This is a genomic window from Streptomyces tsukubensis (assembly GCF_003932715.1).
GTDB lineage: Bacteria > Actinomycetota > Actinomycetes > Streptomycetales > Streptomycetaceae > Streptomyces > Streptomyces tsukubensis.
Map to the genome: position 1 here is coordinate 5108199 of NZ_CP020700.1, position 25621 is coordinate 5133819.

At 72.5% G+C, this 25621-nt stretch carries 18 protein-coding genes; 6 read left to right on the top strand and 12 right to left on the bottom strand.

Going from position 1 to position 25621, the window contains the following annotated elements; genetic code table 11:
- Positions 1-75: 75 nt before the first annotated feature.
- Together B7R87_RS21140 and hutH are read left to right on the top strand one after the other, a co-directional pair.
- Positions 76-1422: a GGDEF domain-containing protein gene (locus B7R87_RS21140; protein ID WP_391115953.1), complete on the top strand. Its 1347-nt coding sequence runs from the start codon at positions 76-78 to the stop codon at positions 1420-1422.
- Positions 1423-2220: 798 nt separating this feature from the next.
- Positions 2221-3765: a histidine ammonia-lyase gene (gene hutH / locus B7R87_RS21145; protein WP_130584930.1), complete on the top strand. Its 1545-nt coding sequence runs from the start codon at positions 2221-2223 to the stop codon at positions 3763-3765.
- Between the two features lie 86 nt (positions 3766-3851).
- On the opposite strand, the gene B7R87_RS21150 is transcribed toward hutH, so the two are convergent.
- The gene (locus B7R87_RS21150) at positions 3852-4151 is read right to left on the bottom strand and encodes a hypothetical protein (protein ID WP_040914659.1); all 300 of its coding nucleotides are present in this window, start codon (positions 4149-4151) and stop codon (positions 3852-3854) included.
- A 432-nt stretch (positions 4152-4583) separates the two neighbouring features.
- Here B7R87_RS21150 and B7R87_RS21155 point away from each other — a divergent pair, with 432 nt between their 5' ends.
- The gene (locus B7R87_RS21155; protein ID WP_006347026.1) at positions 4584-5852 is read left to right on the top strand and encodes a L,D-transpeptidase; all 1269 of its coding nucleotides are present in this window, start codon (positions 4584-4586) and stop codon (positions 5850-5852) included.
- A 128-nt stretch (positions 5853-5980) separates the two neighbouring features.
- Here the strand turns inward: B7R87_RS21155 and B7R87_RS21160 are convergent, their stop codons facing one another.
- The 6 genes from B7R87_RS21160 to B7R87_RS21185 form a co-directional block, all read right to left on the bottom strand.
- A complete protein-coding gene (locus B7R87_RS21160; protein ID WP_006347025.1) occupies positions 5981-7690 on the bottom strand; it encodes a hypothetical protein in 1710 nt (569 codons plus the stop codon).
- 10 nt (positions 7691-7700) lie between these two features.
- Complete coding sequence (locus B7R87_RS21165; protein ID WP_006347024.1) at positions 7701-9560, bottom strand: ABC-F family ATP-binding cassette domain-containing protein; 1860 nt, start codon at positions 9558-9560, stop codon at positions 7701-7703.
- A gap of 232 nt (positions 9561-9792) precedes the next feature.
- Positions 9793-13122, bottom strand: coding sequence for a S8 family peptidase (locus tag B7R87_RS21170; protein ID WP_006347023.1), 3330 nt, complete (start codon positions 13120-13122; stop codon positions 9793-9795).
- 304 nt (positions 13123-13426) lie between these two features.
- On the bottom strand, positions 13427-16780 hold the full coding sequence (locus tag B7R87_RS21175; protein WP_040914658.1) for a S8 family peptidase: 3354 nt from the start codon (positions 16778-16780) through the stop codon (positions 13427-13429).
- A 432-nt stretch (positions 16781-17212) separates the two neighbouring features.
- Positions 17213-17890: a peptide-methionine (S)-S-oxide reductase MsrA gene (msrA, locus tag B7R87_RS21180; RefSeq protein ID WP_006347021.1), complete on the bottom strand. Its 678-nt coding sequence runs from the start codon at positions 17888-17890 to the stop codon at positions 17213-17215.
- 356 nt (positions 17891-18246) lie between these two features.
- The gene (locus B7R87_RS21185) at positions 18247-19362 is read right to left on the bottom strand and encodes a tetratricopeptide repeat protein (RefSeq protein WP_006347020.1); all 1116 of its coding nucleotides are present in this window, start codon (positions 19360-19362) and stop codon (positions 18247-18249) included.
- Between the two features lie 141 nt (positions 19363-19503).
- On the opposite strand from B7R87_RS21185, the gene B7R87_RS21190 reads away from it, so the two are divergent.
- Positions 19504-20661 (top strand): cystathionine gamma-synthase, encoded by a 1158-nt coding sequence (locus tag B7R87_RS21190; protein ID WP_006347019.1) that lies wholly within the window; start codon positions 19504-19506, stop codon positions 20659-20661.
- Between the two features lie 122 nt (positions 20662-20783).
- Here B7R87_RS21190 and B7R87_RS21195 read toward each other — a convergent pair whose 3' ends face one another.
- From B7R87_RS21195 to B7R87_RS21210, 4 genes are all read right to left on the bottom strand, one after another.
- Positions 20784-20975 (bottom strand): DUF1059 domain-containing protein, encoded by a 192-nt coding sequence (locus tag B7R87_RS21195; RefSeq protein WP_006347018.1) that lies wholly within the window; start codon positions 20973-20975, stop codon positions 20784-20786.
- 172 nt (positions 20976-21147) lie between these two features.
- Positions 21148-21399 (bottom strand): hypothetical protein, encoded by a 252-nt coding sequence (locus B7R87_RS21200; RefSeq protein ID WP_040914656.1) that lies wholly within the window; start codon positions 21397-21399, stop codon positions 21148-21150.
- Complete coding sequence (locus B7R87_RS21205) at positions 21396-21818, bottom strand: sigma factor-like helix-turn-helix DNA-binding protein (RefSeq protein WP_006347016.1); 423 nt, start codon at positions 21816-21818, stop codon at positions 21396-21398. Before B7R87_RS21205 ends, B7R87_RS21200 begins: the two co-directional genes overlap by 4 nt.
- Positions 21819-22266: 448 nt before the next feature.
- Entirely contained in the window at positions 22267-22770 is a 504-nt protein-coding gene (locus tag B7R87_RS21210; protein WP_040914654.1) for a MarR family winged helix-turn-helix transcriptional regulator, read from the bottom strand.
- A gap of 169 nt (positions 22771-22939) precedes the next feature.
- Here B7R87_RS21210 and ilvA point away from each other — a divergent pair, with 169 nt between their 5' ends.
- A complete protein-coding gene (gene ilvA / locus B7R87_RS21215; RefSeq protein WP_006347014.1) occupies positions 22940-24178 on the top strand; it encodes a threonine ammonia-lyase in 1239 nt (412 codons plus the stop codon).
- Here the strand turns inward: ilvA and B7R87_RS21220 are convergent.
- Positions 24168-24758, bottom strand: a complete 591-nt coding sequence (locus B7R87_RS21220) for a hypothetical protein (protein ID WP_040914652.1) — start codon at positions 24756-24758, stop codon at positions 24168-24170. The genes ilvA and B7R87_RS21220 overlap by 11 nt on opposite strands.
- 119 nt (positions 24759-24877) lie before the next feature.
- Between B7R87_RS21220 and B7R87_RS33695 the strand changes: the two genes are divergently transcribed.
- The gene (locus B7R87_RS33695; RefSeq protein WP_040914650.1) at positions 24878-25615 is read left to right on the top strand and encodes a GntR family transcriptional regulator; all 738 of its coding nucleotides are present in this window, start codon (positions 24878-24880) and stop codon (positions 25613-25615) included.
- Positions 25616-25621 lie beyond the last annotated feature (6 nt).

A 25621-nucleotide genomic window follows, 5' to 3' on the forward strand; every position in this document is an offset into this window, starting at 1 on the left:
ACCGCGCCCGTCACTCTGAGTCCCCCCCCAGTAGTGCCATATCGTCCTAAATCGGTCATGGGTCTTTAAGCTGGGGTGATGGCTGAGGATCAGCGGCTGCGGGCCGTAGTGGCACTGGCGCAGGCGATGGCGGCCGCGCAGACTCCCCGGGAGTTCTGGAGCGCGGCCGCGCTGGGCGCCTGCGCCGCCCTGGACGGCTCCTTCGCCGCGCTGTCGGTCTGGGAACGGGAGCTGGGCCGGCTGAAGGTACTGGTGAACGCGGGGGAGCGGACGCCGGACGAGGAGGAGTTCCCCGAGGCGGAGACCTACCCGGTCAACCGCTTCCCCGAGATCACCGAATTCCTGCACGAACGGTGGGCGGGCGGCGGGGAGCCGGAAGCCTGGGTCGAGACCGCGGAGTCCGGGGGCGTACCCGGGTTCGCGGCGTTTCCGGTGCCGGGCTCACCGGGGACGGGTCCGGTTCCCGGGGGCGTCGGGCCCGTGACCCCTGTTGGGGCCCGGCCCCCGGGCGGGTGGGCCGAGCCCGGACGGGACTCCGTCGTACCCGAGTACGGGCCCGCACCCGCGCCCGCCCGCGGCTACCGGCACCCCTCCTTCCCCGTCGGAACCGGCGGCCCGCGCGGCCGGGCGGCGGGCCTCCGGCGGCGGCGGCGCGGCTGCTGCGTCGTCGCGCCGATCGTGCTCCACGGGCGGGCCTGGGGCGAGCTGTACGTGGCCCGGCCCGTCGGCGCGCCCGTCTTCGGCCGCGACGAGGCCCACTTCGCGACCGTCCTCGCCGCCGTCGTCGCCGCGGGGATCGCCCAGACCGAACGCCTCGAAGAGGTACGGCGACTCGCCTTCACCGACCCCCTCACCGGTCTGGCCAACCGGCGCGCCGTCGACACCCGGCTCGACGAAGCGCTCGAACGGCACCGCACCGACGGCACGGTCGTCAGCCTCGTCGTCTGCGACCTCAATGGGCTCAAGAGCGTCAACGACACCCTCGGGCACGCCGTCGGAGACCGCCTGCTGGAACGGTTCGGCTCGGTGCTCTCCCTGTGCGGGGCGATGCTGCCGGACGCGCTCGCCGCGCGGCTCGGCGGCGACGAGTTCTGCCTGGTGTGCGTCGGGCCCGGCGCCGACGAGGTGGTGCGGGTCGCCGGTGAACTCTGCGTGCGGGCCGCGGAGCTGGAGCCCGGGGAGGGGGTGGCCTGCGGGGTCGCCTCCACGGGGGACCCGATCGGGGAGATCCCCACCGCCCGGCGGCTGTTCCGGCTCGCGGACGCGGCGCAGTACCGGGCGAAGGCGGCGCGCTCCGCGAAACCGGTGGTGGCGGGGCGGGACGGGGCGGTGCTGCGGCTGGCGGACACGCCGGTACGCCACGCCCGGGAGCGCCGGGCCTTCCGGGGGGTGGAGGGCCCTACTCCCCCGGAGGCACCTTGAGGCCTCGGGCCCCGGCCCCGGTCCCCCGGGGGTGGCGTTTCCCGCGGGGTGCGGGCTGCTCCTGCGCCTCAATCGCCGGCGGGGCTCAAAGATGGGTGACCGTTGCTCCGTGGTGTAGGTCGCCGGTCCTGTCCGGTGCGGGTGGGTCGGTGGCCTCCGGGCTCACCTCCTCGCGGCCTGCGATGCACTGCCCTCCGGCAAACCGTGCTTGTCGCAGGTCCACTGCGGGGGCGACCCTGCACCCCCCTCCCACGTGATCCCGACCTGTCCATGAACCAAGGCCCCGGGAGTTGTCGCGCGTCACCGGGGAGGGGGAACTCTCCTGATCACCGCCCGGGGAGATATCCCCTTCTCGGGGCACAGGCACCCCCTGATTGCGGGCACCCCTTGCCGGGTGACCGGGCGGACTCCTTGTCCCCGGGGTCAAGTCGGGGTGATCTCCGGAGGGGGGTGCAGGGTCGCCCCCGCAGCAGGCTGCGACAAGAAGGGATGCGCTTCGGGGCGGTGCATCGCAGTCTGCGAGGAGGTGAGCCCGGAGGCCCACGACCCGGCCGCACCCGACAAGACCCCGCGCCTACACCACGGAGTAACGGGACCCGACCACCGGAGGGGCCGCACACCGCAGGGGCGGTAGGACCGACAACCAGGGGCGCGAGGAACTGCGCGACAAGCCACACGCGGCCCGCAGCCGGAAACGGCCCCAGGCGCAGGAGCCCGCACACCGCAGGGACCCCGCCACCAAGGGCCCGTGACCCCGTGACATGTGTCAATTCAGTCCGTACGCTGCTGAATATGGATATGCATACCGTCGTGGTGGGGACGTCCGGTACCAGCTCCGCCGATGTCGTCGCCGTCGCCCGGCACGGCGCCCGCGTCGAGATCTCCCCCGAGGCCACCGCCGCCCTCGCCGCCGCCCGCGCCGTCGTGGACACGCTCGCCGCCAAGCCCGAGCCCGTGTACGGCGTCTCCACCGGGTTCGGTGCGCTCGCCACTCGCCATATCGGGCCCGGGCTCCGCGCCGCGCTCCAGCGGAACATCGTGCGCTCGCATGCCGCGGGGATGGGCCCGCGGGTGGAGCGGGAGGTGGTGCGGGCGCTGATGTTCCTGCGGCTGAAGACGTTGTGTTCGGGGCATACCGGCGTGCGGCCGGAGATCGCGGAGACCATGGCGGCGGTGTTGAACGCCGGGATCACCCCGGTGGTCCACGAGTACGGTTCCCTCGGCTGCTCCGGGGATCTCGCGCCGCTCTCGCACTGTGCGCTGGCCCTGATGGGCGAGGGGGATGCGGAGGGCCCCGACGGGGAGGTGCGGCCCGCGGGTGAGCTGCTCGCGGCCCATGGCATCGGCCCGGTGGAGCTGCGGGAGAAGGAGGGGCTGGCGCTCCTCAACGGCACCGACGGCATGCTCGGCATGCTGCTGCTGGCGCTGGACGATCTGCGGCGGCTGTACAAGAGCGCCGACATCACGGCCGCGCTCAGCCTCGAAGCCCTGCTGGGTACGGAGCGCGTTCTGGCGCCGGAGCTGCACGCGATCCGTCCGCATCCCGGTCAGGCGGTGGCCGCCGCGAACATGGCGGCGGTGCTGAAGGGGTCCGGGCTGACGGGTCACTATCAGCAGGACGAGGCCCCGCGGGTCCAGGACGCCTACTCGGTCCGGTGCGCACCGCAGGTGGCGGGTGCGGGCCGGGACACGCTGGACCATGCGCGGCTGGTGGCGGACCGTGAACTCGCCGCGGCGGTCGACAATCCGGTGGTCCTCCCGGAGGCCGGCCGGGTGGAGTCCAACGGCAACTTCCACGGTGCGCCCGTGGCGTACGTCCTGGACTTCCTCGCCATTGCCGCCGCGGATCTGGGTTCCATCGCGGAGCGCCGTACGGACCGGCTGCTGGACAAGAACCGCAGTCATGGTCTGCCGCCGTTCCTCGCCGACGATCCGGGTGTCGATTCGGGGCTGATGATCGCCCAGTACACCCAGGCCGCGCTGGTTTCGGAGCTGAAGCGGCTCGCCGTTCCGGCGTCCGTCGACTCCATCCCGTCCTCTGCGATGCAGGAGGACCATGTGTCGATGGGCTGGTCGGCGGCGCGGAAGCTGCGGACCGCGGTGGATGCGCTGGGGCGGATCATCGCCGTGGAGCTGTATGCGGCGACCCGGGCGATCGAACTGCGGGACGGGCTGGTGCCCGCCCCCGCTTCGGCGGCCGCCGTGGCGGCGCTGCGTGCCGCGGGTGTCGCGGGCCCGGGGCCGGACCGGTTCCTGGCGCCCGATCTGGCGGCGGCGGAGGGCTTCGTCCGCGACGGCGGTCTGATCGCGGCGGTGGAGCGGGTCACGGGCCCGCTGGGCTGAACCGCCGGGATCTGTGCGGGTGCGACGACCCCCGGGGCAGCGACGGCCCCGGGGCGGCCCCCGGGGTCGGGGGCCGGGGGCCGGGGCTACGCCGGGTCGGACGGGGAGTGCCCGCGCCGTACCGCATAGGTGACGAAGGAGATGCCGACCGTCAGGAAGGCGGCTCCGCCCAGCAGGTACGGGGTGGTGTCGATGCTTCCGGTATCGGCCAGGCGCAGGGGCGCGGCGACTGTGCTCCCGGTGTCCCCGAGGCTCGCGGTACTGCTGTAACCCCGGTCGGCCGGGGGCCGTTCGGTGGTCGCGTTCGCGGACGGGACGAACCACAGCGCACAGAGCAAAGACCCCGCTGCGGCGGCGGTCACCAGTGGTCGTGGGGCAAGGGACACGGACGCGATCCTCCTTGAGGCATCGTCGAGTTGGGTGTCGTTCGAGCGGTGCGCCGATGCTAGTGAAAGCCTGCCGGGGGACGAAATCCGGCCCCGGGGCGATGGGTAGGACGCGTTGTGCCGCCCGTGCGTTCCGGGTACGGCGCTCCGACCGGGGCACGTCACCGACCGTGGCCGCTTTGTGAGGTCCCTGTGACTGCCCGTTGTCACCCCCGGTCTGTACGGTGGAGGCCGTACCCGCGTCGGATGATCGGATGAGGGGTACCGGCCGCGGCGTACCGTGGCACTCGGGGCCGCCGGTCGTGGCGGCCCGCGCCGGCCGGGCGGATCGCGAGTGGTGTGCACCACATCACCGAACGTATGTGGAACCAATACCCCCGGAACAGATGTGTTCCCCGGAGTCCGGCTCATGGGGACAGGGGACAGGCGACGATGGAGATGCGTGTGATGACGGACAGCAAGCGGCGCAGGGGTCTGATGGTCGCGTCCGCTGTGCTCGGTGGTGTGATGGTCCTCTCCGCGTGCAGCGGGGACGGCGACAAGAACAGCGGCGGTGGCACCGACGCCGGCAAGAAGTCCCAGGCCCAGGTCGACGAGGCTGCCGCGAAGCAGGTCTCGAAGGCCCGAATAGCCATCGAGCCCAAGAACGGCACCGCGAACGCCGGTATCAACAATGCCAAGGTCACCGTCGCCGACGGTTCCCTGACCGAGGTCAAGATGGTCACCTCCGAGGGCACGCCGGTCGAGGGCGCGATCTCCGCCGACGGCAAGAGCTGGGCCCCCGCCAAGCCGCTCAAGCGCTCGACGACGTACAAGGTCACCGCCTCCGCCAAGGACGACAAGGGCCTGGTCGCCTTCGAGAACGGCTCCTTCACCACGGTCTCCCCGGGCAACAGCTTCATCGGCCGCTTCACGCCGGAGGACGGGCAGACCGTCGGCGTCGGCATGCCGGTGTCCATCAACTTCGACAAGCCCATCAAGGACCGCAAGGCCGTCCAGTCCGGGATCACCGTGACGTCCACGGGCGGCCAGGAGATCGTCGGCCACTGGTTCCACGGCCAGCGGCTCGACTTCCGTCCCGGGCAGTACTGGAAGGAAGGCTCGACCGTCACCCTGAAGCTGGCCCTCGACGGGGTCGAGGGCGCCCCGGGTGTCTTCGGCGTCCAGCAGAAGACGGTCACCTTCAAGATCGGCCGCAATCAGGTCTCCACCGTCGACGCGAGCTCGAAGCAGATGGTCGTCACCCGGAACGGCAAGACGATCCGTACGATCCCGATCTCCGCGGGCGCCCCGGCCACCCCGACGTACAACGGTCAGATGGTGATCTCCGAGAAGTTCAAGGAGACCCGGATGAACGGGGCCACCGTCGGCTTCACGGACTCCGACGGCAAGGGCGAGTACGACATCAAGGACGTGCCGCACGCCATGCGGCTCTCCACCTCGGGCACCTTCATCCACGGCAACTACTGGGGCGCCGACTCCGTCTTCGGCGGCCAGAACACCAGCCACGGCTGTGTCGGCCTCAACGACAAGAAGGGCGCCAACGACCCCAACCAGCCCGGTGCCTGGTTCTTCAACAGCTCGATGATCGGTGACGTCGTCATCGTGAAGAACTCCAAGGACAAGACGATCAAGCCGGACAACGGTCTGAACGGCTGGAACATGGACTGGGCGTCCTGGAAGGCCGGTTCGGCGGCCTGACGCGCTTCGTACGGCACAAGACAGGAGGGGGCGGCACCCGTGGCGGGTGCCGCCCCCTCCTGCCGTACCCCGGTCTCCTGCCGTACCCCGGTCTCCTGCCGTACCCCGGTCTCCTGCCGTACCCGGTCTCAGCAGCCCGGGTCGTCCGCCCACGGCAGCCTCGGCCGGTACGGCGATCCGATCCGGTACTCCCCGGCCTTCTCCACGGTCAGCCTGGTGAACTCGCCCTCCGGCTCCAGACAGGCCCCGGGCGCCCGCAGCCACGGCGAATGCGCCACCTTGACCGTCACCGACCCGGCCGCGGGCATCCGTACCACCAGCTCGGCCCGGTCCTGGCGGACCACCTGCGCGGGTGCGGACACCAGCGGCACCGGCTCCGCCACCCGGTACACCGACCAGTGCGCGTCCCGCCACACCCGCTTCAGATACGACGGTCCGCCGCGCACCAGCGCCGCCTCCGCCTCGGCGGGCCCGTCCGGGCGGCCGTGGTGCAGCACGACGAAGCCGACGGCCCAGCGGTCCAGCCAGGCGCGGTAGGTCTCCGCGTCCAGCGACCCGTCGTAGAAGAGCCGCCCCCGCTCCACGTCCAGCTGACGGTTCCAGCCGCGGGCCATGTTGACGTGCGGGGCGAGCACGGTCGCCTCGCGGTGGTTACGGGCCGGGACGACCTCGACCCGGGTCCGGTCCGCACCGAGCCGCTCCAGCTCCCGCACCACCCCGTCGGTGTTCTTCGCCCAGGCCGGCACCTTGTTGGAGACGACGAGATCGTCCTCGGTCTTGTCGATCAGCCAGTTGGTGAGCAGGCCCAGCGCCACCGCCAGCACCACGGGCGGCACCAGGACCCGGGGTGCCCGCTGCCGCCAGGAAGCGGCCAGGGCCGCCAGCCCGCCCGCGGCCGTCACGGACGCGATTACCGCCGCCATCAGCACCGGCGGCCCCGCCAGCCCCACCAGCCGCTCCACATTGCGGCCGATGGGGGACGGTGTGAAATAGGTCAGGACGGTGCCGAGGGCGTAGATCCCGGCCCCCCACCGCACCAGCCGCCAGCCGCGGTCCCGCGGCGCCGCCAGCACGACCACCGCCGACATCCACAGCGGCATCCAGAGCTTGTTGGACTGCATCGGCATCTCGCCGCCGAAGGGGAACAGCACCGTGGTGACGCCCACCACCAGGGCGGGCGGCACCAGCAGCGCGACGGCCGGACGCCACTGCCGCTCCAGGAGGTACGCGGCGCCCACGACCACCAGGAACAGCCCGGCCACCGGGCTCGCCGCCGTCGCCAGCGCCGCGGTCGGGGCCGCGATCCACGTCCGCCGTGCGTACAGGACCGCGACCAGTCCGATCGCGACGCCCAGCGCGAACGTGGTCCGCCCGGAGGCGATGTTCGCCCAGAGCGCGAACGCCCCCAGGAGCGCGGGCAGCAGCGGATACCGCACCCCGCTCCGTACGAAGATCAGCGACAGCACCCAGGTCGCGCCGAGCCCGGCGAGCACCGAGACCGCCCGCACCCCGAGCAGCGCCATCAGCGGCGGGGCCAACAGGCTGTAGTTGGCGGTGTGGGTGCCCCCGTACCAGGAGAGGTTGTACGCGGCCGAGGGATGCGCCTCGGTGAAGCCGGTCCACGCCAGCTGGGCCGCCAGATCGCCGCCGCCGGTCGCCAGCCAGCCCGCCCACAGAAGGTAGAACGGGAGGGCCGCGCCGGTGACGGCGAGCGGCACCCGCAGGACGGACCACCGCCCTGCGGCGCCGGCCGTCCTGCCGCCGTCCCGGGCGGTCGATATCTCGGTGCGGGCGGCCGTGGTCGGGTCGGCCGCCGTCTGCTGTTCGCTGATCCCCACGCGTACGACCCTAACCGTGCCCCGGGACCGGATCCGCCGGGCGCCCGGACCGCAGCTCCAGCCGCTCCCCGCCGAAGCCCGCGCGGAACCGCCGGTCGTGGGAGACGGCGACCACCGCGCCCTCGTACCGGCCCAGCGCCTCCTCCAGCTCCTCGACCAGGCTCAGCGCCACATGGTTCGTCGGTTCGTCCAGCACCAGCAGATCGGCCGGGCGCACCACCAGCCGCGCCAGCGCGAGCCGCCGCTGCTGCCCGACGGAGAGCGCGCCGACCGGGACCGCGAGATCCGCGGACCGGAAGAGCCCGAGGTCCAGCAGCTCGCCCTCGTACTCGTCCGGATGGCCCGGCCGGCCCGCCGCGTAGGCGTCGAGCAGCGGTTTCGCCGGTGCGGTGGGCGGCAGCTCCTGCGGCAGATAGCCGACCCGGACCCGCGCGGGGCGGTGCACGGTGCCGCCGTCCGGCCGCAGCTCCCCGGCCAGGATCCGGAGCAGGGTCGTCTTCCCGGCCCCGTTCGGGCCGGTCACCAGGAGCCGGCCGCCGGACTCGATACGGAGCGCGGCGATCCGCAGCCGGTCGGCGACGACGACCTCGGTCAGTTCGGTGACGGGACCGCGGGGCGCGACGGTGTCCTCCGGGGCCGGGGCCGGGGCCGGGGCCGGAGCCGGAGCCGGAGCCGGAGCCGAGGCCGGAGCTGGGGCCGAGGCCGGAGCTGGGGCCGGAGCCGGGGCGCCCTCCTGGACCTGAACCGGGGCCGGAGGCCGTACCGCCTCCGCCGAGGTCACCGGCGCGGCCCGGAAGCGCAGCGGCTCCGGCGGGGCCGCAACCGGTTCGCGGCGCAGTCGCTCAAGGCGCTGCCGGGCCGCCCGCACCTGGCCGGACAGTTTGGCCTCGTGCGATCTGCGGTGCTTGCCGAAGCCCTGGCCCGGATCCTTACCGCTGGTCGCCAGCCGCTGCCCGGCCGCCGCGACCTGCTCCTCCGTCCTGGCCAGCTCGTCGACGTACTCCTCGTACTCCTGCTCCCGGCGCCGCCGGGCCGCCGCCTCCGCCGTGCGGTAGCCCGCCCAGCCGTCCCCGTACCGGCCGACCGACCGGGTGTCCCGGTCGACCTCCAGCACGGTCGTGGCGACCCCTTCGAGGAACGCCCGGTCATGGGTGACCGCGACGACCGTGCCGCGGTGCGCCCGCAGCCGGTCCTCCAGCCAGGCGACGGCGCGCCGGTCGAGGTGGTTCGTCGGCTCGTCGAGCAGCAGCAGCTCGGGCCCCGCGGCGAGGACGCAGGCGAGCGCGAGCCGGGACCGTTCGCCGCCGGACAGCGTGCCCAGCGTCCGGTCACGGCCCAGGGCGCCGACGCCGAGGCCGTTCAGGGCCGCGTCGACCCGGGCGTCGGCCTCGTAGCCGCCGCGCTCCTCGAAGGCGGTGAGCAGTTCGCCGTACGCGGTCAGCTCCGCCTCGCCGGGATCGGCCCCGAGCCGCTCCCCGGCCGCGCCGAGCCGCCGCTCCAGCTCCCGCAGCCCGGCGAGGGCCGCGTCGACGGTGTCCTGGACGGTGTGGTCGGGGCCCAGGCCGGGGAAGGTGCGGTCGAGGGTCTGGGCGAGATGCCCGGTGCCGCCGGGCGCGACGGCGGTGATCTCCCCGCCGTCGGGGGTGTCCTCGCCCGCGATCAGCCGGAGCAGGGTGGACTTCCCGGAGCCGTTCTCGCCGATGACGGCCGCGCGCTCGCCGGGGCGGACGGTGAAAGAGACCTGGTCGAGGACGGGCCGGGTGCCGTAGGCCTTGGAGACGTCCCTGACGGTGAGCTGGGAGCGTTCCGGTGTCCCCGGTCCGGACGCAGGGGCGGGTGCGGGCAGGGTGGAGTGGGCGCGTTCGCGCATGGTTCTTTCCCTGAGAGGTGAAAGGGGGCGCGCGGCGACGCCGGAAAAAGAGGGGTCAGCCGCGGCAGGGCAGGCGGAAACGGAACGCCGGCGGAGCGGTCAGTCGCTCGACGCGGCGGCGTCCGTGGCCCTGATCAGAGAAAGAAGTAGTGCAGGTGCGGTCCCATGCGTCCAGCGTAGCCGGGGGCCGGGGAGACCGTCGAACGGTTTCCCCGGCCCCTCTGAACAGGACCTAGCGTCCGAGATACGCCTGGTGGACCGTGACGACGCTCCGGTTGCCCTGCTTGTCGAGCGCCTGGCCGCGCAGCGCCAGGCCCTTCCCCTTGCCCGGGTTCTTCAGGGTGACCGTGCCCTTCTTCACGGGCACCTGCCGCCAGGTCTTCCCGGAGTCGTAGGAGACGTGCACCGCCAGCGACCGCAGATTCGTTCCGGCGGCGGCGCCTTCGACGGCCACCGGGAAGGTCTGGGTCCGGCCGGCCGGGGCGGTGGAGTCGAGTGCGACGGCCGGGGAGAAGCGGATCGTGGACAGCGGCAGCCTGACCGGCTCCGGCGCCCGGGCCGTGGCGAAGGTCCACGTGCCCTCGATCCGGGTGCCCACCGCGGACACGGACACGGGACGGGTGACCGTGGTCGTCAGCGTGTACTTCCCGGGCGTGCCCGGAAGGGTCAGCGGCTCGTCGGAGACCAGATCGTCGGCCTTCTCGTCGATCAGTTTCCCGCCCTTGCGGAGCGTGGTCCGCGCGGTCGAGTACCGGGAGTCGCCGATATGGCCGCTGCCGTCGGAGAAGAACGGCAACTGGCCGATGACCGAGTCGCCGTCCCGGAAGACACCGATGAAGCGGCCCGCGACCCGCGGCCCGTGGACGGCGGTGTTGATGTCGACGCGGTAGCTCTTGCCCGCGGTGTAGACGCGATCCGCGGAGTAGAAGTAGACGTCGCCCGCGGCATCGCCGGGCTTCTCCAACTGGTCGTAGTTCAGGTTCCAGGCGGTGCCCGTGTTCCCGGCCACTGCGGCCTCGTGACGGCTCGGCGCCGGCCGTTCCACCCAGACTCCGATCCCCTCACCCGTCGGCAGGACGCCGATCACGGCGACCCTCCCGGTCCTGCCCTTCACGGCGGAACCGAGCCCGACCGACAGCTTCGCGAAGTCGCTCGCCCGATAGTCCTTGGTCAGGGCCGAGAACCGGGACGACTGCGCGTAGTGCACGGTGTTGCGGTCGGCGGCCCCGCCCTGCCACATACCGATCCAGCCCTGCCACGCCTTGTCGCCCGCCGGGGCGGGCGGCCCGGCGTGGGCCGTGCGCAGTTGGCCGGGGGGGTCGGCGATGAAGCCGCCGGAGTATCCCTGCGTTTCCAGACCCCAGTAGGAGACCGTGCTCACCGGCTTCGACTCCGGGTCCGGCACGGTGATCCGGCTCGGCTTCGCCGTCCGGGCGTCGAGGACGACCGTGGTGTCCCCGGCGATGTCCAGGTTGGGGTAGAGCACCTGGTCGGAGCCCTTGCGCAGATCACCGTCGACCTGGGTGACGTGGTCGACGAAGTAGCGCCCCTTGGGGAGCCGCAGGGTCGCCGTGCCCGAGGACCAGTCGCCCTCGAAGGTCCGGCCCTGCGCGGCGCCGGTGAGGGCGGCCACGGAGACGAGGGCGTACGGATCGGGTTTGCCGCTGCGGTCGAGGTTCCTGATGGTGACGGAGTACGCCTCGTCCTCGCGGTCGACGGCGACGGGGGTACGGACGCTCAGGCCGCCGTTCGTCGCGGTCACCGTCGCGGCGTAACCGCCGTTGCCGCCCGCGGCGATCCGGGTGTCGGCGGTGACGTCCACCGTCGCGGTGCCGCGTCCCGGGACCGTGACACTGGATGCGCCCAGGGTGAAGAAGCCGTCCGGCGCGGGCTGTCCGCCGGGCCCGGTCGCGCCGGTGACGGCGAGGTTCAGGGTGACGTCCTCCGGGCCGGTGTTGTGGTAGGTCAGCCTTTTGGTGACGGGGGTGTCGTCCTCGTGCGGCCAGGCCTGGGAGCCGAGCGACAGCGACCCGGGCTCGGCGAAGAGGCCCTGTTCGACGGCCCGGTCGACCGCGATCCGGCCCGCGCCCTGGACGTGCGGGCTGTAGGCGCCGGGCTTCGCGGAGCCCATCAGCGCCGCCTTCAGCCGGGACCCGGTCCAGTCGGGGTGCTGCTGCTTCAGCAGGGCGGCCGCGCCCGCGGCGTGCGGGGTGGCCATCGACGTACCGCTCATCGCGTAGTAGCCGGGCGGGTTCTGCGGGCCGGTGCCGTCGGCTGCGGCCGCGACGACGGCGACGCCCGGGGCCGTGACATCGGGTTTGATGCCGCTGTCACCGAACTTCGGTCCGCGGCCGGAGAAGTCGGCGATCACATCGTTGCCGTCGACCGCGCCGGCGGTCAGGGCCGCCTCGGCGCTGCCCGGGGAGTCGATGGTGCCGTCACCCGGACCGGCGTTGCCCGCGGCGACGGCGAAGAGGATGCCCTTCTGTTCCGACAGCCGGTTGATCTGGGCTTCCGACGGGCCCGTTCCGATCCGGTCGGGGCCGCCGACGCTCAGATTGACGATATCGGCGCCCTGGGCGGCGGCCCATTCGATGCCCGCCATGATGGTGGACTCGCTGCCGATGCCCCAGTCGTTGAGGACCTTGCCGTTGAGCAGGGTCGCACCGGGGGCCACGCCCTTGTGCGTGCCGCCCGACTTCGCTCCCGTACCGGCGGCGGTGGCGGCGACGTGTGTTCCGTGGCCGACGCGGTCCGGGAGGCCCGGGGAGTTGGAGAAGTTCGCCGCGGCCCGGACCTTGCCCGCGAGGTCGGGGTGCGTGTCGTCGACACCGGTGTCCAGGACGGCGATGGTGACCCCCGTCCCGTCCAGTCCGCGGTTCCACGCGGTGGGGGCGCCGATCTGCTTCGTGGTCCGGTCCAGCGCGGCCTTGACGACCCCGTCCAGCCAGACCTTCCCGATGCCCGCGACGGCCGTCGTGCGGGACGCCGTGCTGCCGGAGGCGGTAAGCGCGTCCCACAGGGCGGTGGGTTCATCGGGCGATGCGGTGAGCGCCTCCGCGTTCAGGGTCGGCAGGCTGCGCCGTACCGCGGTGCCTTCCGAACCGCGTACGCCCGCCTTCGCGGCCGCGGCCGACGGGCCCGCGTAGGTGACGATCACCTTGAGGCCGTCGGCGTATGCCGTGCGGGCCTCCGGCCGGCTCAGCGCGGTGATGTCGAACAGGTTCCGGTCCAGCTTCCCGGCGGCGATCAGCCGCTCGGCGTCCAGCGGCACGACGTGGGTGCGGTTCGCGTGCCGGGTGATCCGGACGGGTATGTGCTTGCGCCCCTCGGGCCGGTCGACGCCGATGACCCGGCCGGCGGTGTCGATACGGACCCGGTCGCCGGTCAGCAGGGTGACGGTACGGGCGCCCGCACCGGACCCGGACCCGGACTCGGACCCCGTTCCGGTCCCGAACCCGGCTCCGGACCCCGTTCCGGTCCCGGCTCCTGCCGACGGTGTGACGGCCGGAACCGGACCCGCCGCCCCCAGCGTGAGTGCCACCCCGGTCGCCAGGGCCACCGTCGTACCGAAAAATCGTCTTCTCTGTCTCTGCGTGCGCACATCATCCCCTGCGATAAAGGACATGCTCGGTGATTTCCGTACGTCCCCCGTGGACTCCCCCGCGGAACGAAGTATCGGACGGCGGGGGAAGGGAATCGGCCGGTGCGGGTGGCGTGATAACTGCCGTGACGCATCCGTGATCGGAAACCGGTGCCGTTATCACCGGGGGATGGCGAACGCATTCGGTGGGGGCCAACCTGCCCGAGCCCGGGGGAAGTTCGGGCTCGGGCGGGTGGCGTTGTTCAACGGTCCGGGGCGGTGGTCACTTCCCCAGATAGGCGTTGGCGATCCTGACCGAGGCCTTGTTGCCCTTCTTGTCGGAGACGAAGGCCTGAAGCGAGATTCCCTTGCCCTTGGCCGGGTTCTTCACCGTGATCTTTCCGTTCTTCACGGGCACCTTCTGCCATTTCTTCCCGGAGTCGTAGGAGACGGAGACGCTCAGCGACTTCAGGTTCTTTCCGGCGGCCGGTCCCTGGACGGTGACCGGGATGCTCTGCGTCCGGCCCGCCGGGGCGGTGGAGTCGAGCGCGACGGCCGGGGCGAAGCGGACCGTGGAGAGCGGCAGTTGCTCGGGGCTGCCGGGGGCGGTGCGTCCCGTACGGAACGTCCACGATCCGTCGATCCGGGTCGCTGCCCTGCTGACCTCGGGCGCCCGGCTGACGGTCGACACCAGGGTGTACTGCGCCTGCTGCGCGGGCAGCGTGGCCAGCTCCACGTAGAACGGCAGCTCGTCGATCCGGGCGACGAGCGTCGAGCCCCGGTGGAGCGTGGTCCGGGTCGAGGTGTACGTCCCCGAGATGGAGACGTTGCCGTGGCCGTCCGAGAACAGCGGCAGCTGGCCCTGGAGCGTGTCCTCGTCCCGGAAGACCCCCCAGGTCCCGCCCACCGAAGGCCCGTGGGCGGCGGTGTTGAAGTCGATCCGGTACGTCCTGCCCGCCTTGAAGGCGCGGGATTCTGCGAAGGCGTGCACCGTCTCCCCGCCGAACCAGACGTCGTCCGGGCTCTTCAGCTGGGCGTACTCCATGTCCCAGCGGACACCGTGGGCCGTGGTCACCAAGCTGCTGCGGCGGGTCTGGGCCGGAGCCACGGTGTCGACGCCGAAGCCCCAGAAGCCGTCACCGGGAGGCCGGCCGAAGGGGATGTAGCCCCCCGACCTGCCGGGGACGGAAGCGCCGAGTCCGGCGTCGACCCGGGCGAAATCGGCCTTCCGGTAGTGCTTGACGGCCCCCGCCGGGAAGCGGTTGCCCCGGCCGGAGAGAACGGTGTTGTAGTCGACGCCCGGCCTGCGCCAGTTGGCGTGCAGGGCGTACGTCAGGGCGCCGTCGGCCAGGGCGGGGCCGAGGTGCCCGGTCCGCAGCGAACCGAGGGACGGCACCATGACCATCGAGTGGTAGCGCTCCGTGCCCACGCTCACCTGATGCTGGACGACTCCGGGCGCCTCCTGGACCCGGGGATCGGGGACGGTGATGTCGAACGGCTTGGTGGTCCGGAAGTCGAGGACCGTGGAGGTGTTCCCGTTGAGCTCCAGCACCGGCTGCACCAGCTCGTCGAAACCGTCGGCCGGACGGCCGGTGGAGGCCGAGCCGGTGAGCTGGTAGCGGCCCTTCGGGAGGCGTATCGTCCGCTCTCCCGCGGAGAGGTCGACCGGCAGATAGACGCCGTCCAGTTCGCCCCCGAGCCCGACGAAGGTTGCCGATGCGATCGGGGCCGCCGCGCCGTCACGGCCGATCGTCCGCAGGGTGATTTCGTACGACTCCGGCTCGCGGTGCACCGAGGTGGCGGTGCGGACCACGGTGCGGCCGTTGTCGCCGGTGGCCACGACCGTGGCCTGGTAGGTGCCGTCGGCGGCGCCCGGTACCCGGATGTCGGCCGTCACACCGACCGTGGCGGTGCCGCCCGCGGGAACGGTGATGCGCGAGGCGCCCAGGGTGAGCAGACCGGCGGGGGCGGGTGTGCCGCCGGGGCCGGTCGCCCCGGTCAGCGCGAGGTCGAGGGTGAGGTCCGCCGGCCCGCTGTTGCGGTACGTCACCTGCTCGGTGGCGGGTGCCGCGTCGTCGTGGGGCCACCGGTGGGTGCCGAGGGAGACCGACGCGGGTTCGGCGACGACCTGTTGGGCCACGGCCCGGTCGACGGCTATCCGGCCGGTGCCCTGGGTGAAGACGTCGTACGGTCCGGGCTTCGCGGAACCCGCCAGGGCGGCTTTGATCCGGGCCCCGGTCCAGTCCGGGTTCCGCTGCTTGAGCAGCGCTGCCGCGCCCGCGGCGTGCGGGGCGGCCATGGACGTGCCGTCCATGTCGGTGTAGCCGGGCGGGCTCTGGGGTCCGGTGCCGGTGGCGGCGGCCGCGGTGACGGCTACGCCGGGGGCGGTGACATCGGGCTTGATGCCGCCGTCGCCCAGCCGGGGGCCGCGGCTGGAGAAGAACGCGATCTCGTCGTGGTCGTCGACCGCTCCGACGGTCAGGGCGCCGGATGCGGTGCCCGGGGTGCCGACGGTCAGCCGGCCCGGGCCGCTGTTGCCCGCGGCGACGGCGAAGAGCACGCCCCTCTCCGCGCTGTACTTGTCGATCAGCGCCTCCACCGGGTCGACGCCCGGGCTGTCGGACCCGCCGAGGCTCATATTGACGACGTCCGCGCCCTGGGCCACCGCCCAGTCGATCCCGGCCATGATCTCGGACCAGGTGCCGCCGCCCCAGTCGTCCAGGACCTTGCCGTTGATCAACTGGGCGCCGGGTGCCACGCCCTTGTGCGTGCCGCCCGACTTCGCCCCCGTCCCGGCGGCGGTGGACGCCACATGGGTGCCGTGGCCGTTGCGGTCCCCGGCATCGGCGGTGAGGGTGAAGTTCCGTTCGGCGACGACCTTGCCCGCGAGGTCCGGGTGGCCGCTGTCGATACCGGTGTCCAGTACCGCGATCTTCACCCCGGTGCCGTCGTACCGGCTGTCCCAGGCGGCCGGCGCGCCGATCTGCTTCACCGTCCGGTCCAGACTCGCCTTGACGGTCCCGTCCAGCCAGATCTTCCGTACGCCCGCGGTGGCGGCGATCCGGCCGTCCGCCGCCGTGTCGGTGAGCGCCTTCCACAGCGCCGCGGCCTGCCCGGGCGCCGCGGTGAGGGCCTCGGCGCCCGCCGCGGGCAGGGCCCTGCGGGCCTTCGTACCGCCGGAGGACCGGACGGCGGTCTTCGCGGCAGCGGCCGCCGGACCCCCGTACGAGACGATGACCTTCACACCGTCGCGGTAGGCCCGGCGGCTCTCGGGCGTGCTCAGCGCGGTGATGTCGAACAGCTTCCGGTCCACTGTCCCGGCGGCGATGAGGCGCTGTGCGTCGTACGGGACGACATAGGTGCTCCGCCCCGCGCGCAGGGCATGGAAGGACATCCCCTCCCGGCCCTTCGCCCGCTGGACCGACAGGGGCCGGCCGTCCGTCCCGACGAGGACCCGGTCCCCGGTGACGAGCGTGACGGAGTGCGACACCACGCCCCCGCCCCGGGGCTGGCCCTGGCCCGTACCCTTGCCGCCCGCGCCCCCGCCGGGCGGAGCGGCGCCCGCCCCCACGGTGAGCGCCATGCCCGCCGTGACGGCCACGGCGATACTCAGTGATCTTCTGACGTGACTGCGCATACAGCCCCCTGGAGAAGGTCCGACTCCCGCATCCGCGGGATTCCGGGGGAGTATGGCCACGGGTGTTGCCATCACTCAATGAAGTGACGGCGGTTGCCTACGTTTCGGACAGATTCCCGATCTCCGCTACCGCTGACACTCCAACTCTCTTGTGCTTTCAGGGAGTTGACATCGCGCCGAACCGCTGGAATCCCCTGGAGTGTCCGGGGTCCTTCGGGGGGTTTCGTACGAGCGGGGGCAGCCGACGATCCCCGGCCCCGCCCTGCGGCGCGCCGGGGATGATGACCGGATAGTCCCGGGTCCACCCGTCCGGGGCGCCCCGGACAGGCAGACCCGAGAACGGCGCGGTGGAATCAGCGCCGTACGGTACGGGCCGCGGCACCCTGCCGGGGTTCCGGGAGCGGCGGACGGATCCGGGGTGAGGCCGCCGGACTACTCCTTCGGAGCCTCCGGGGCCGGGGTGACCCCTACCGGACAGGAGACTCCGGTGCCGCCGATACCGCAGTAGCCCGCGGGGTTCTTGTCGAGGTACTGCTGGTGGTAGGCCTCGGCCGGATAGAACGGGCGGCCTTCGGCCGGGAGGATCTCCGTGGTGATCGTCCCGTAGCCGGAGGAGGTGAGGACCTTCTGGTACGCCTCGCGGGAGGCCGCGGCCGTCGCCGCCTGGGCGGGGGAGTGGGTGTAGACCGCGGAGCGGTACTGCGTGCCGACGTCATTGCCCTGGCGGAAGCCCTGCGTGGGGTCGTGCGACTCCCAGAAGAGCTTGAGCAGCTGTTCGTACGAGACGACCGAGGGGTCGAAGACGACACGGACCGCCTCGGTGTGGCCCGTGCGGCCGGAGCACGCCTCCTCGTAGGAGGGATGGGGGGTGTGGCCGCCCTGGTAGCCGACGAGGGTGGTCCAGACGCCGGGGGTCTGCCAGAACTTCCGCTCCGCGCCCCAGAAACAGCCCAGCCCGAAGTCCGCGACCTCCAGCCCCTCCGGATACGGCCCCAGCAGGGCGTTCCCCAGGACCGTATGGCGGTCGGGGACGGAGAAGGCGGGGGAGGGGCGGCCCGGCAGGGCTTCCTCGGGGGTGGGGAGGACGGGGGCGCGGCGGGACAGGAACATGCGGGCTCCTCCTCGGAAGGTCGGTATCCATGGAACGCCGGGGGCCCGGCGGACATTCCGGAAGCTTCACGCGCCTCGGGGGCCGTGCCCCCGTAGTGAGTCGAGCGCCTCGGGGCCGGGCCCCGCCGTGGTGAGGGGCGGGCGGGGCCCTGTGCCCGGAAAGGGCCGGGAAGGGCCGGGGAAAGCGGCCCCGCGCGGGGGCGGGGTGCCCGGGACAGGACTCCCGGGCCCGCGACCGGTCCCCGTCAGGGAAGGCCCCCGGACGTGCCGGGGCCGGAGCGTCCGGGTGCATCCGGGTCCCGGTGCGGGCGGTCCCCGGCGGCCTCCCGGCCGCCCCGGCGCGGCCGGGCTCCGGGTCAGACGCCGCCCAGCATCGCCGGGGTGCCGCCGTTCGCCTCGAAGCCCGCGACCGCGAGGTTGCGGTAGAGCGTGTACTCCGCGGCGGGGTCCTCGTTCAGCGTCCACGGGAGGGCGCCGACATGGCCGTCGATCCGGACGAGCTGGGCCATCGCCTCGGCCCAGCGCTCGGAGCGGATCAGGAAGAACACCAGCAGATGGCGGACGTGGGCCAGCATCGGATCGTCGGGGCGGGCCGAGTGGACCGCGTACAGCGCGCCGTCGACGGCCTTGGAGACCACCGCGCTCCCGTGGAAGTTCTGCATGATCACCAGGTCGGGGATGTGCTCGTAGACCGCGAACAGCGGCAGCGCGGCGAGCAGCGAACCCTGGGGGGCGCGGGCCGCCGCGGTGGTCGCGAAGTGGTCGGCCTCCTCACGGGAGCCGTGCCACTTCTCGCACAGATACTGCAGGGCCGCCAGATGCGCGCCCATATGCTCGGGGGCCCGGTCGATGACCTTGGCCCACAGCTGATCGAACTGCTCGTGGCCGTAGCCCAGGCCGCGGGCGACGGCCAGCTCCGCGATATACGGCACGGGGTCGTCCGGGGAGAGCCGCGCGGCCTCCTCGCAGACCGTCCGCGCCTCCTCCAGGATCATCCGGAAGTCGTCCTGGCCGACCGCGGACGACCGCCAGGCCTGCTGCACGAGGAACTGGGCGTGCACCTGCGCGGCGCCCGGGTCCTCCGGGGCCTCGGACCGCCAGGAACGCAGCCAGGAGCCGCCGACGCCGGGCCGCTGCTGCAACTCCAGCGCCGCGGCGCCCGCGAAGGCCTGCACCCGCTGCCAGCGGACCTCACCGGCCGCCGGGGTGCCCGCGAGGAGCTGGGCCGCGGCCTTCCAGCTCTGGGTCTGCTGGACCACATCGAGCACGTCGAGGAGATCCTGGTCCGGCCCGGGCAGCCGGATGTCCTGCTGCTCCTGGCGCAGGAAGCCGTAGGCCTCGGGATCGGCGGCGTCGGGTGAGCGGGGGTCGACGACCTGAAGGCCCCCGCCACCGCTGCGGCGGCGGCGCACGAACGGCGCGACGACGCAGAACAGCAGGCCCATCGCGATCAGGAACCAGAGAATCTCCATGCCCCCATTGTCCCGGACCCCGCGCGAAGCAAATCCGCCCGCCCATCGGGTTCCCCGTAATGTGGCACCGAGTTGTCCACAACGTGCAGGTTGTCCACAGGCGGAGCCCGGGCGGTCGCCGCGCGGCTACTCTCTGGCCTCATGAGCGACGACCAGCACAGCCACCACCATCTCGAAACCCTCGCGATCCACGCGGGCAACACCGCCGACCCGCTGACCGGCGCGGTCGTGCCGCCGATCTACCAGGTGTCGACGTACAAGCAGGACGGCGTCGGCGGTCTGCGCGGCGGCTACGAGTACAGCCGCAGCGCCAACCCCACGCGCACCGCGCTGGAGACCAACCTCGCGGCGCTGGAGGGCGGCCGCCGCGGGCTCGCCTTCGCCTCGGGCCTGGCCGCCGAGGACTGCCTGCTGCGCACCCTGCTGTCGCCCGGCGACCACGTGGTGATCCCGAACGACGCCTACGGGGGCACGTTCCGGCTGTTCGCCAAGGTCGTCGCGCGCTGGGGCGTGGAGTGGTCCGTGGCCGACACCTCCGATCCGGCGGCCGTGCGGGCCGCGATCACCCCGAAGACCAAGGTGGTCTGGGTCGAGACCCCGTCCAATCCGCTGCTCGGCATCACCGACATCGCCGCCGTCGCCGGGATCGCGCACCAGGCGGGCGCCCGCCTGGTGGTGGACAACACCTTCGCCAGTCCCTATCTCCAGCAGCCCATCGCGCTCGGCGCGGATGTCGTGGTCCACTCCCTGACGAAGTACATGGGTGGTCACTCCGACGTGGTCGGCGGTGCCCTGGTCGCCGCCGACGAGACCCTGGGGGAGGAGCTGGCCTTCCACCAGAACGCGATGGGAGCGGTCGCGGGCCCCTTCGACGCATGGCTCGTACTGCGGGGCATCAAAACGCTGCCCGTCCGCATGGACCGGCACAGCGAGAACGCGGGCCGGATCGCCGAGATGCTCACCCGCCACCCCAAGGTGACCTCGGTGCTCTACCCCGGGCTGCCGGACCACCCCGGTCACGAGACCGCCGCCAAGCAGATGAAGGCGTTCGGCGGAATGATCTCCTTCCGGGTCGCCGGTGGCGAGCAGGCAGCCGTCGAGGTCTGCAACCGTGCCCGGCTGTTCACCCTCGGTGAGTCCCTCGGTGGGGTGGAATCGCTGATCGAACACCCCGGTCTGATGACCCATGCCTCGGTGGTGGGATCGGAGCTGGAGGTCCCCGCGGACCTGGTGCGGCTCTCCGTCGGCATCGAAGCCGCCGACGACCTGCTGGCTGATCTCCAGCAGGCGCTCGGCTGACAACGGCGGGCCGGTGGGCCGACGCCGGCGGGGGCTCGCCCCGGGGCGTCGGCTCACCGGGCACCTGTACGTCCCCGGAGCGGGCGGGGCGGTCGTGCCCCGACCGAGCCGGAGGCAGCCCTCTAAGCGGGGACCTTCTCGTCCTCCAGCAGACCGCGGATGTCCTTCCGCAGCTCGGGGGAGTCGGCGTGCCCGTGCACGGAGACCGCATGTTCGGTAGCAGCCCGTACGACCTCGTCCTCCTCGCCGGAGATGGTCAGGGTGCAGCCCGATTCGCTGGGGTACTTGCGGCAGTCGGCGACTTTCCTGGTCATGACGACCTCCTCGGATGTCCGTACTCCGCTCCCTCCAGAATAGGCAGTACGGAAGGGGGCGAAGGGAATATCTTTCCCAAGCTCCCCTCGCGCCACCGGGCTCCCCGACGCCCGACGCTCGGCGCCCGGGCCCGACGCCCGACGCTCGGCGGTTGTCGCGGGCCCGTCCGGGTCAGATGCCCTCCACCGGCGGACTCGTCTCCCTCGGCGGTCTGCTCCACGGTTCGGCCACCGCCGCCCAGAGCAGCAGCCCGGTGATCAGCGCGAACAGCAGCAGCCAGACCGCCGCCCTGGCCGTGCGCCGTCTCCGGGCGATACGGGTGCCCAGCTCCATCGCCCGCCGGGCCAGATCGGGCGGGAGCGCGGCCGGACCGGCGCTCAGCATCCGCCGGACGTCCTCCTGCTTACGGGTCCGCCCGCTCACCGGGCCCCCGGAGTGTGGACGGCCGTGACCGCGCGCCGGCAGATCGTGTGGATCCGCTCGGTGGACAGCCCGAGCAGGGCGGCGGTCTGCTCCTCCGGCACCCCCTCGTACAGCCGGAGCACCAGGACGAGCCGCTCGCGCGGGCGCAGGGCCCCCAGCGGTCCGCCGCGGGGCGGGTGGAAGCGCCAGGACCCCAGGGCGAACCGGGCGGCCAGTTCCCGGCGGGCGTGGTCGTAGGGGTCCTCGTCGCGCAGTTGGTCCCAGACGGCGTAGGTCCGGGCCAGTGCCGAGACCAGCAGGTCCCGGGCGCGCGGATTGCGGTCCGCGGTCTCGGCCGTCAGCAGGGTGGCGGCATGCAGCAGCCGGCCGCCCGCGCCCGCGACGAAGGATTCGAACCCCCGGGCCCGGTTGCTGCTCATGGACGGCTGCTCCGGCTCACCTCCTCATCTAGGAGCAGACGTCCGGCCGGGGTCAAGACGTCGGCAGGCGCGAGAAGACGGCAGGAACGCAGGAAGCCGGCAGGAATACGGCGGCCAAGTAGCGGACAGGCAACGGGAAATCGGCGGGAAATGGCGGAGAAAGGGCCGGAAAGGATCGCGACGAGCGGAGCGGAGCCGTGCCGCGGGTGCGCGGCCGGGCCGGACGACCGGCGGACCCAGGTGGTCGGCGTACCAGGGTCGGATCGCCGGTGCGCGGGCTCGGCCGCGAAGCCGCTGCGGACGGTGCGCGCCGGATGCGCGGGACGCGCCGTACCGGGATCGGAGACGTACGCAGAGGTGAGGGCGCGTACGGCCGGTGTCGGTGAACGGGCGGATTCTCGGAGGTCGGGCGAAGGGTCAGAGGATCGTCAGAGGATAAGGAGAAGGGTCAGCCGGTGGCCGGGGGCGGTACCTCCGTCCCCGTCTGCCGGGCGGACAGCGCCCGGTTGAAACGCGTCAGCAACGAGGTGAAGGACTCCCTCTCGGAGTCCGACCAGCCGTCCGTCACCTGGGCCATCAGCGCCCGCCTCGACGAGCGGACCTCCTCCAGGCGGGCCTGCCCGCGCGGGGAGAGCTGAAGGACGACGGCACGGCCGTCCTCGGGGTGGGAGGTCCGCTTGACCAGGCCGGTGTCCACGAGGGGCGCCACCTGGCGGGTGACCGTCGACGAATCAATGCCCATACCGGCCGCGAGCGCCTTCACGCCCATCGGACCCTCCAGGTCCAGCCGGTTGAGCAGCAGATAGGCAGCACGGTCCATCGAGTTGCGGACTTGCCCGACTCCTCCGAGCCGGGTCTGCTCCGCACGCCGTGCGAAGAGGGCCACTTGGTGTTGGAGGGCATCGAGGAGACCGGGGTCTAGACGGGTCGTCATGTCCTGAGAAGTGGGCATGGCAAAGGGCTCTCTCGTGCGGGAGCGGTCGATTGGTGGGGGACAGAGTACGCGGCCCCGGGGCGGTCCGTACGGGGCCTGAGAAAACCGGCGGAGAAGCGGTACGCGCGCATTCGACGGGGGCGCGGCCGGGCGGAACGCGCCCCCGTGAGCTGCGAGACTGGGGGTCATGAGCTTCCGTCCGCGTCACACCTTTCACCCGGTCATCCTCGACGACGTCCGGGGGGCGCAGAAGATGCTGTCCGGGGTGGCCAGGACGACCGCGGTGGAGGGCAGCCGTCATCTGACCCGGCTGGTGGGCGCCCCGGTCCACTTCAAATGCGAGAACCTCCAGCGCACGGGCTCGTTCAAGCTTCGTGGCGCGTACGTCCGGATCTCCGGGCTCCGCCCCGAGGAGCGTGCGGCGGGCGTGGTCGCCGCTTCGGCGGGGAACCATGCGCAGGGCGTGGCGCTGGCGTCGTCGCTGCTCGGGGTCCGCTCGACCGTGTTCATGCCGCAGGGTGCGCCGCTGCCGAAGGTGGCCGCCACCCGCGAGTACGGGGCGGACGTCCGGCTGCACGGCCAGGTGATCGAAGAGACGCTGGAGGCGGCGCAGGAGTACGCCCGTACGACGGGCGCGGTCTTCATCCACCCCTTCGACCACCCGGACGTGATCGCCGGACAGGGCACGGTGGGGCTGGAGATCCTGGAGCAGTGCCCGGAGGTGCGGACGATCGTCGTCGGTATCGGCGGCGGCGGTCTGGCGGCCGGGGTCGCCGTGGCGGTGAAGGCGGTCCGGCCGGACGTCCGGATCGTCGGGGTGCAGGCGGAGGGCGCCGCGGCCTATCCCCCCTCACTGGCGGCAGGCCGCCCGGTGGCGGTGCGGACCCCGGTGACGATGGCCGACGGGATCAAGGTGGGGCGCCCCGGTGATCTGCCGTTCCGGATCATCGAGGAGCTGGTCGACGACGTCCGTACGGTCTCCGAGGACGAGCTGTCGTCCGCGCTGCTGCTCTGTCTGGAGCGGGCGAAGCTGGTGGTGGAACCGGCGGGCGCAAGCCCGGTGGCGGCCCTGCTGAGCGACCCGGCCGCGTTTTCGGCGGGCCCTGTGGTCGCGGTCCTCTCCGGCGGCAACGTGGACCCCCTGCTGCTCCAGCGCATCCTCCGCCACGGCATGGCCGCCGGCGGCCGCTATCTCTCTCTCCGCCTCCGCCTCACGGACCGCCCGGGCGCCCTGGCGACCCTGCTGGGCACCCTTTCCCTCCTGGACGCCAACGTCCTCGACGTCAGCCACGTCCGCACGGACCCCCGCCTGGGCCTGACGGAGGTGGAGGTCGAACTCCAGCTGGAGACGAAGGGCCCGGACCACTGCGACGAGGTAGCCGACACCCTCCGTAACGAGGGCTACGCGGTGACGGTCATGGGTTGATCTCGGTAGCCCCTTCCAGCCGCACGATGAGCTGGGCCGCACGCATCCACCTGATGCGCGGGTCACCGTAGGCGAGCCCGCCGCCGGTGTCCGGGAGGGGGTGGGGGAGTCCGGGCCGATGGAGCGCCCCGTGTACCCCGAAGGGCACGCAGACCCGGGCCCGGACCAGGGCATGCTGCCGCCGTAGTGAGGGGCAGGCGCGCACGGCCAGTGCGGCGCAGGGTGCGCAGACGGGTGGATGGGTGGTGGTGAGGTCTTCGTCGTCGGTGCCGTTGAGCAGCCAGAGAATCCCCTGCTCGTTGCGGTCGGCGGGTTGCCCGCACACCTGGCACAGCAACCGCCGCACGGCTCGCCGCTGGCGCATCGGATGAACCCGCCCGAACTGAGGCTTCCCCCGCCCCGGGCTTGAGAGTTCCCGCATCCACAGCACCCCGTCGCGATCCCGGTCGTACGGCGTCTCGTCGGCGTAGCCGATGCCCGCATCCTTGGTGATCACTAACGGCTGGGTCATGGTCTCGGAGCTCCAGGCGGTGATGTAGGGGACGAGGGGGCGCCCCGGCGGTCCAACAGTTGAGTTCATGCCCGACTCCAGTAGTCGTGTACTAGCTTACGTAGAGCATGTGTATGCTAGCTTACGCTTGTCAAGGGGGCCTCGTGGGTACGCTCACGGTGGGCTAGCTCACGAATACAGGAGGCGAGATGGCACCGCAGGTGAGACGAGAGCTGCCGCCGTTCATGCAGATCGCGAACCACTTCCGGCAGCGGATCGTGGATGGAGAGCTCGCTCCGGGTGCGAAGCTTCCGTCGATCGCGGAGATTGCCGGGGAGTGGGGTGTGGCTACGGCGACTGCGGCCAAAGGCGTCAAGCAGCTTCAGGCCGACGGGTATGTGCGCTCCTCCACCCAGGGAACCTTTGTCGATCTCGGCCGCAGGCAGACGACCGGACCCGACCGGCTGCGCATGGTCCGTGTTGGCGGCAGCGCGATACGGCCCGGAGAGCGGGTCGAGATCCTTTCCGCCGGGCTGGAGGCCGCGCCGGCGGATGTCGCCGAAGCCCTCGGTGTGGATGCGGGCGCCAGGGTGATCCGGCGCCGTCGGCGCTACACCGACGACGAGGGCGTCATGGCCGTGTCGACCTCCTGGCTTCCGGCGGAACTCGCACAGCAGGCACCCGAGCTGCTCGCTCCGGAGCCGCTGCCCGCCATGACCTTCGGTCTCGTCGAGGAACGGACCGGGCGGCGGGCCGTGCGCAGAAGGGACACGGTGGCACTTGCCGAGGCCGCTGGAGAGCTGGCCGAACTCCTCGGCGTCGCGGTCGGCACCTCCGTGCTGACCTGGGCCAACCACTACTGGGACCAGAACGGGTCCGTCACCGAGTACGCCACGGACTTCCTGGGCCCGGACCGGCGGCTCTCGGCCGAGTACGACATGCCCTGAGAGGTG

Bases quoted from the DNA above. Each gene is read 5' to 3' on its own strand.
- hutH (WP_130584930.1), top strand. From the start codon at position 2,221: ATGCATACCGTCGTGGTGGGGACGTCCGGTACCAGCTCCGCCGATGTC.
- B7R87_RS21155 (WP_006347026.1), top strand. From the start codon at position 4,584: ATGGAGATGCGTGTGATGACGGACAGCAAGCGGCGCAGGGGTCTGATG.
- B7R87_RS21165 (WP_006347024.1), bottom strand. From the start codon at position 9,560: ATGCGCGAACGCGCCCACTCCACCCTGCCCGCACCCGCCCCTGCGTCC.
- B7R87_RS21175 (WP_040914658.1), bottom strand. From the start codon at position 16,780: ATGCGCAGTCACGTCAGAAGATCACTGAGTATCGCCGTGGCCGTCACG.
- msrA (WP_006347021.1), bottom strand. From the start codon at position 17,890: ATGTTCCTGTCCCGCCGCGCCCCCGTCCTCCCCACCCCCGAGGAAGCC.
- B7R87_RS21185 (WP_006347020.1), bottom strand. From the start codon at position 19,362: ATGGAGATTCTCTGGTTCCTGATCGCGATGGGCCTGCTGTTCTGCGTC.
- B7R87_RS21190 (WP_006347019.1), top strand. From the start codon at position 19,504: ATGAGCGACGACCAGCACAGCCACCACCATCTCGAAACCCTCGCGATC.
- B7R87_RS21195 (WP_006347018.1), bottom strand. From the start codon at position 20,975: ATGACCAGGAAAGTCGCCGACTGCCGCAAGTACCCCAGCGAATCGGGC.
- B7R87_RS21205 (WP_006347016.1), bottom strand. From the start codon at position 21,818: ATGAGCAGCAACCGGGCCCGGGGGTTCGAATCCTTCGTCGCGGGCGCG.
- B7R87_RS21210 (WP_040914654.1), bottom strand. From the start codon at position 22,770: ATGCCCACTTCTCAGGACATGACGACCCGTCTAGACCCCGGTCTCCTC.
- ilvA (WP_006347014.1), top strand. From the start codon at position 22,940: ATGAGCTTCCGTCCGCGTCACACCTTTCACCCGGTCATCCTCGACGAC.
- B7R87_RS21220 (WP_040914652.1), bottom strand. From the start codon at position 24,758: ATGAACTCAACTGTTGGACCGCCGGGGCGCCCCCTCGTCCCCTACATC.
- B7R87_RS33695 (WP_040914650.1), top strand. From the start codon at position 24,878: ATGGCACCGCAGGTGAGACGAGAGCTGCCGCCGTTCATGCAGATCGCG.